Below are 5,892 nucleotides of genomic sequence, written 5' to 3' on the forward strand. Positions count from 1 at the left end.
GCCGCCCCGCCGGGCTGCGGCGTGGCCGCCGGTCCCGGCGGACGCCCACCGCCCACACCTCCCCAGCGCACCCGCGATCGTTCGCCGAGGAGTCGACCGCCGTTCGGGGCGGGGCGTTGTGGCCGGGGGCCGACGGCCTACGCGGCTTTTAGGCAGCCACCACGGGGCGACCTCTAACGAGGTTGTGAGCGAATGCGTTTGGGGCGTGCTGGCCTGAACGTTCGGCTGGTGGGCGGTTCAGCAGGCCGTCATGCTGACGGGCACGAGTTCGGTGCTCGGCTTGCGTCGGGTGGCGCGCTGGGTGGCGCGCTGGGTGGCGCGGTCGGAGACCAGGCCGACGATGGCACGGTGGGTCGCTGGGTAGTGCTCGCGCCGTCCGAGGAAGCGTTGCAGTGGGCGCCATTGCTTGTGCTCGGCGTTGGCGTGTTCGACGCAGATCCGCGCTGATGACTGACGGCGTCGCATCTCGCGCCAGGCGTACTGCTCGCCGAGTGGGGCATCTTCCTTCGGTTTCTTCGGCGGGCCGCTGACCTGGTCGGGGAACTCGTTGGCCAGCCCTCGGCAGCCTTCGTCGACCTCCGCCTTCACCTGCGAGTGCAGGCGGAGCTGCTCGGAGATGCCCTCGGTGCGCATCGCGGTCTGGTCATGCATGCGGCCGGGCCGGTCGGCCCCGGACCACAGGGTGCGGCCCTGAGAGGGAGGTTCGTGAATTTTTGAGTCGTTTTGTGGTCGCCTGATGGCGTGGGGTGTGAGCGGAAGCCGTGGGTCCGCGGTGCGGTGTCTGCTGGTATTGGCGGGCGAGTGAACGGATGCCGTATCCCAGCGACTTATCGGACGAGAGATAGTCGCTGATCACCGCGTGTCTGCATTTCTCGGGGACGGCCTGGTCGCCATGGCGTTGGGCTATGCGGGCCGGAACTGGCCCCCGTGGCCGCCGTCGCCCGAGAGCTGAACCTGGTGGCCGAAGCCTGCCAGGTCTCTCTGGCCCGGGGACGTTGCTGCAGGAGCTGACCTGGTGCGGCCACCGGGTCAGCGTAGAGACCACCGACTCTCGCCACGTGTCGCGAAGCCGCCACCGGCAGTGCGGCTACCGGGTTTTCCTTGCGCCGCCGTTGACGTTGAGGACTTGCCCCGTGATGTGGCGGGCGGCCGGCGAGGCGAGGAAGGCGACCGCGCCCGCGATGTCGGCCGGGGTTCCGGGACGCCCTGTGGAGGTGGCTGCGATCAGGGTGGCGCGGCGTTCGTCGGAAAGCTGGTCGCGGAAGAACTCGGTGTCGGTGATGTAGCCGGGCGCGACCACGTTGGCGGTGATGTCTCGAGGCCCGAGGGCGTCGGCAAGGCTCAGGTTCCAGGTGGCGAGGCCCGCCTTGGACGCTCCGTAGGAGTCGGCTCCCTGGTCGGCCGCGATGGAGCCGATGTGTATGACCGCACCGCCCGGGGCGAGGTGGTCGTTGAGGGCCCGGGTCGTAAGGGCGGCACTGATGAGGTTCGCGTCGAGATTGGCGCGGAAGTCGCGGGCGAAGGCGGCGAGATCGGTCTTGCCGTCGGCGTCGAAGGCGATGTTGCCGCCCGCGTTGTTGACCAGCACATCGACGCGCTCGGGGAGTTTGGTCACGAGGCGCAGGAGGGCCTCGGGATCGGTGTGGTCGCAGACCAGGGGGCGGACGCTGGTTTCGGCCGCAAGGGCGTCGAGGGTGCCGGGGCGACGACCGGTGACGATGACAGTCTCGTTCTGGTCGGAGAAGTGGCGGGCGATGGCGCGGCCGATGCCTGTGCCGCCGCCGGTGACCAGGATCGTGCGTGACATACGATGACCCTCCAGATTGAGGTCTAAATTTAGAGCTAAACCTAGCACTAGGGAGGGTCGGCATGGCAAATGAGCCCACCACGCCGAAGAGCATGAGCTACCCGACGGACGGCGCCTCCACGTACCCCGTGCAGGACATCGCTGCCGCCTGGGAGCGCGAGCGGCCCGGCACGCCCGTGACGTCGATCGGGATCGTCACGCCCATCTGGCGGCTGGCGAAGCTCCTGGGAGACGACCGGCGGCAGGTCCTCGCGCAGGCCGGAGTCGATGCCGCGACCCTCGACCTACTGAGTGTTCTGCGACGGAGCGGCGAGCCGTACACGCTGAGCACACGCGAACTCAGCCGGCGGTCGCTGGTCACCGCGGGCGCCATCTCGCAGCGCGTCGCCCGCGCGGAAACGGACGGCCTCGTCACCCGCCGGCCCGGGCAAGGGCGGCCTCGCACAGTCCTGGTCTCGCTGACCCAGGCCGGACACGACCTGGTCGAGGCCACCGTCGACCACGTTCTGGGCCGGGAGGCCGAGCTGATCGGCGGCCTGACGTCCGAGCAGCAGGACTGCCTCGCCGAACTGCTCCGGGTACTGCTCCAGCACGTTCAGCACCGACTCGGCGACGACCGCATTTCCCATGTCGGCGATGAATGACAGGCGTGTCGTCGGGCGGCGAAGTCCCGCAGGCGCCGATACGCCCAGCACCGCTTGCACTGCGCCTCCTCCACAGCGTCGCGGTGGTCGCCGCCTCATAGCGAGGGGGTTGTTCGTGCGGTAATCCGTTTGGGTGCTGGTCGTGGCGTCGACTACTGCTTCCTGGTGAAGTTGCCAGTGTCGGCTTCGGTGAGGATGTCGAGTTTGATCAGGCGCTTCAGCTTGGCTCGGATGCCCTCGACGTTCTTGGGCAGGAGTTCGTGGCCGAGGACCTGGCAGACGTCCTTGGCCCGCAGTGGTCCGGTCGCCTCGTTGAACACGGTCAGGATGCGGGCGTAGTCCGGATGCTCGGGCAGTTCCGGTGCGGAGGCGGGGATCCGGTCGGCGAGGCTGGTGACGGTCTTGCGGGTGATCGCGAGGTGTTCGAGGTGTGTCTCGGCCTCCCGCAGCCGGCTCTACAGGCCGTCGATCTGTCTGCGCAGGTCGTCGGCCTGGGCCCGGGCGGCTTCCTCCTGGATGTCCAGTGCTTGGAGGAGAGGCTGGATGTTCACGCGGCCACCGCCGCTTCGCGCCAGGTGGGGATGTTCGCGCCGGTGAGGCGTCGGACCATCACATGGGTCATCGCCCAGTAGACGCGGGAGGACGAGGAGGAAGGGTGGTGTTCATAGTCGCGGACCAAGCGCCGGTGCAGTATCAGGATCCCGTAGGTCTGCTCGACCCTCCACCGCTTCGGCTGCGGGACGAACCCCTTGTGCTGCGAGTCGCGTTGGACGATCTCCACGTCGATGCCGAGGCCGGCTCCGTGCATGACGACCTGGGTCTTGAAGCCCTGGTCGGCCAGAGCCTTGCTGACGGTGCCGCCCGCGTTCTGGGCAACCTCGCTCAGCAGGGCGATGCCCGCGGTGTTGTCATGGACGTTCGCGGCGAGGACGACGACCGCGATGACCAAGCCGAGGACGTCCACGGCCAGGCCGCGCTTGCGGCCCGGCACCCGCTTGGCCGGATCGTGACCGGTCGTGGAGGCGGGAACCCCGGCGGCCACGTGGACACTCTGGGTGTCCAGCACCACCAGCGTCGGGTCCTCTAATCGCCGGGCGCGTTCACGGACCTGGCAGCGCAGGAGCTCGTGGATGGCCTGGTCGGTTCCGTCGTCCCGCCAGGCGGCGAAGTAGTGGTACGTCGCGCTCTTCTGCGGCAGGTCGTGCGGGAGATAGGCCCACTGGCATCCGGTCCGCCCCTGGTAGAGGATCGCGTTCACGATCTCCCGCATGTCATAGGCGCCCTGATGGCCGCTGACCGAGCGGTGCCGGTCCTTCCAGGCAGTGATCACCGGCTCAATCAAGGTCCACTGCTCGTCCGATAAGTCACTCGGATACGGCTTGCGTTCACTCATCCGGCCAGCCCATCAGGCCACAGCCCTCGAACCGGAAGAATCCACCCCACACCCACACCATCAGGCGACAACAGAACCACCCATACACTCACGAACCGCCCTCTGAGAGTCGCTGATGGTGGTTGTCTTCATGGTGTTCTGCTTCTTCTTGCCAGAGACGAACGCGCACCGGCCAGGCCGGTGGGCCTTGGGACGCCGGACCTGGGCCTCGGTGCCGTCGATCCGCAAGGTGACGTTCTCGGCAGCGGCGTAGGCGAACACGTCTGCCAGCGTGCGCAGCCGCACCCCGGGCCGGTCGGGGACGGCGAAGCCCCGCTCGGCCAGCAGCGGGCGGATCTCCCCGATCGCCCGGGCGATGGTGGACCGCTCCAGGCCGTACAGCTCCGCAAGAGCGGCGTGCGGGAGCCGGTGACGCAGGTGGACCAGGGTGACCAGCACCCGGTCGGTGAACACCAGGTCGTGCTTCGGCCCGGCGCCCGGCTGCTGCCTGCGCTTTCCGCCTCGCCGCTCCTACAGCGCGGACTGACAGCGTGCAGTCCATGGAGCGGCCAACTCCTCGAGCAAACCGCCGAGATGCGCATGGGAGATACCCGTGAAGGCTGGATGGGACAAGGCCGCACGGGCCCATTCCTTCGTCGTCACACACGAGGAACCCGTGCGGCCGCCTCCACGTCACGCCCGGCTTCCACCCCATCCCCGTTGATCTTTGCCGGGCTGGGTCTCATAGCCACCGCATGGCTGCCTCGACGCTGTCGCCGATGCTGGTGTTGAACGCGATAGCGGCCCCCGGTGCATGCTGCCGGACCAGGTTCACGACCTGCTCGAAGAACGTCAGCAGAGGTTCAGGCTTGCGTATCCCACCCCCGATCACAACGACGTCCCAGTCTCGTTCGGACAGCGCCGCGACCACCGTGGACTCGGCTGATTCGTCCGGCGCAATCAGCGCCACGGAAGCATCGACGGCATGTTCGCCAAACCGGGCCAGTTCCTTGTCCAGGACCGCGCGCATGGCGTCCCCGTCCATACCAGGCACTGCGTGCGGGTCGAAACCAAGAATGAGAGCAGAAGGCATGCTCTGCATGACGATCAGCTGCCGGTGCCGGTTCCCGTTGGATGAAGCTGCCATCTGGGTGGCGACATCACCTGAGACTCCAGGCCCTACCCACGTCGGCGACGACCCCGCGTGAGCCGGGAACTTCGCTCACAGCCTCGCAAGAACAGGGGGCCGATCGGTCGCAGACGCGGGCAGGATCACAGACCCGCCCGATTCGCCGGGCCAGCGTAAGGCCCCCTGTTCTCTCGCCCCGTGGCAGCTCCCGCCCAAAAGCCGCTACGGCCGGCGGCGTGCCCACAGCGCACCAATCCACCGACACAGGCCACCCCGATCAACTCGCCCTGCCTAACCGGGCCGCCGTCACCCGCGCCAGCAACGCCACCTCACGCGCAGCCGCCGCCGACAACTCCAGCCGCACCACACCGGTGCCGTCCGCGTCCGAAGCGGCACGCAGCCGCACCCCTGCCGACTCCACACCGACGAGCCGCAGCGCATCGCCCAGCTCGGCCGCTGCCTCCCGCGCGTCCCGCCAGCCGCTCAGGTAGTCCACCCCACGTATCCACAGCACCGCGTCAAGGTCCGACTCATCGCTGGTGAATTGCCCGTCCCCTATGCCGCACATCGTGTGTTCAAGTTCCCTTCCACGCATGCTCATTGACATCTGACATGCCGAGCCCACCGCGTCCGAACACGACAGCGGCCCCGGGTACCATCGGCACCGGGGTTTGTGATCAATCCCCAGCCGGACCACCCCAGTTGCTTCCAGGCTCGGGGGTGGTCCGGCGTTGCATATGTGGTTGTCGTGCGTGCAGTCCGCCCAGACGGGGGGTGCCCCTATGGGTTTCGTCAAGCTGTGGGGGCAGGTTGCGGGTCGTAGAAGGTGCCGTCGCGAAGCATCGCGAAGAGGACGTCGGCTCGGCGTCTGGCGAGGCAGAGGAGGGCTTGGGTGTGGTGCTTGCCCTGGGCGATCTTCTTGTCGTAGTAGGTCCTGGAG

The 5,892-nt window shown here is 68.1% G+C and carries 7 protein-coding genes and 2 pseudogenes; 1 reads left to right on the top strand and 8 read right to left on the bottom strand.

What is annotated here, in order from left to right; translation table 11 throughout:
• Positions 1–237: 237 nt before the first annotated feature.
• Both KN815_RS45415 and KN815_RS45420 read right to left on the bottom strand, forming a co-directional pair.
• Complete coding sequence (locus KN815_RS45415) at positions 238–843, bottom strand: transposase family protein (protein ID WP_308403709.1); 606 nt, start codon at positions 841–843, stop codon at positions 238–240.
• Positions 844–1,087: 244 nt separating this feature from the next.
• The gene (locus tag KN815_RS45420; protein WP_216347648.1) at positions 1,088–1,807 is read right to left on the bottom strand and encodes an SDR family NAD(P)-dependent oxidoreductase; all 720 of its coding nucleotides are present in this window, start codon (positions 1,805–1,807) and stop codon (positions 1,088–1,090) included.
• A gap of 62 nt (positions 1,808–1,869) precedes the next feature.
• On the opposite strand from KN815_RS45420, the gene KN815_RS45425 reads away from it, so the two are divergent.
• On the top strand, positions 1,870–2,451 hold the full coding sequence (locus KN815_RS45425; protein ID WP_372458637.1) for a MarR family winged helix-turn-helix transcriptional regulator: 582 nt from the start codon (positions 1,870–1,872) through the stop codon (positions 2,449–2,451).
• Positions 2,452–2,603: 152 nt separating this feature from the next.
• Here KN815_RS45425 and KN815_RS51255 read toward each other — a convergent pair whose 3' ends face one another.
• The 6 genes and pseudogenes from KN815_RS51255 to KN815_RS45455 all read right to left on the bottom strand — a co-directional run.
• Positions 2,604–2,771, bottom strand: a complete 168-nt coding sequence (locus KN815_RS51255) for a hypothetical protein (RefSeq protein ID WP_253209655.1) — start codon at positions 2,769–2,771, stop codon at positions 2,604–2,606.
• Between the two features lie 227 nt (positions 2,772–2,998).
• Entirely contained in the window at positions 2,999–3,844 is an 846-nt protein-coding gene (locus tag KN815_RS45435; protein ID WP_216347649.1) for an IS5 family transposase, read from the bottom strand.
• A gap of 111 nt (positions 3,845–3,955) precedes the next feature.
• Positions 3,956–4,486 (bottom strand): annotated as a pseudogene (locus KN815_RS52490) (helix-turn-helix domain-containing protein); the annotation flags it as partial.
• Between the two features lie 79 nt (positions 4,487–4,565).
• Positions 4,566–4,916, bottom strand: coding sequence for a hypothetical protein (locus KN815_RS45445; RefSeq protein WP_216347653.1), 351 nt, complete (start codon positions 4,914–4,916; stop codon positions 4,566–4,568).
• 313 nt (positions 4,917–5,229) lie between these two features.
• Positions 5,230–5,520: a hypothetical protein gene (locus KN815_RS45450; RefSeq protein WP_216347651.1), complete on the bottom strand. Its 291-nt coding sequence runs from the start codon at positions 5,518–5,520 to the stop codon at positions 5,230–5,232.
• Between the two features lie 224 nt (positions 5,521–5,744).
• Positions 5,745–5,892 (bottom strand): annotated as a pseudogene (locus tag KN815_RS45455) (IS110 family transposase); the annotation flags it as partial.

It is taken from the genome of Streptomyces niphimycinicus (assembly GCF_018883605.1).
GTDB classification, from domain to species: Bacteria; Actinomycetota; Actinomycetes; order Streptomycetales; family Streptomycetaceae; genus Streptomyces; species Streptomyces niphimycinicus.

Bases quoted from the DNA above. Each gene is read 5' to 3' on its own strand.
- KN815_RS45420 (WP_216347648.1), bottom strand. From the start codon at position 1,807: ATGTCACGCACGATCCTGGTCACCGGCGGCGGCACAGGCATCGGCCGC.
- KN815_RS45425 (WP_372458637.1), top strand. From the start codon at position 1,870: ATGGCAAATGAGCCCACCACGCCGAAGAGCATGAGCTACCCGACGGAC.
- KN815_RS45435 (WP_216347649.1), bottom strand. From the start codon at position 3,844: ATGAGTGAACGCAAGCCGTATCCGAGTGACTTATCGGACGAGCAGTGG.
- KN815_RS45445 (WP_216347653.1), bottom strand. From the start codon at position 4,916: ATGCCTTCTGCTCTCATTCTTGGTTTCGACCCGCACGCAGTGCCTGGT.
- KN815_RS45450 (WP_216347651.1), bottom strand. From the start codon at position 5,520: ATGTGCGGCATAGGGGACGGGCAATTCACCAGCGATGAGTCGGACCTT.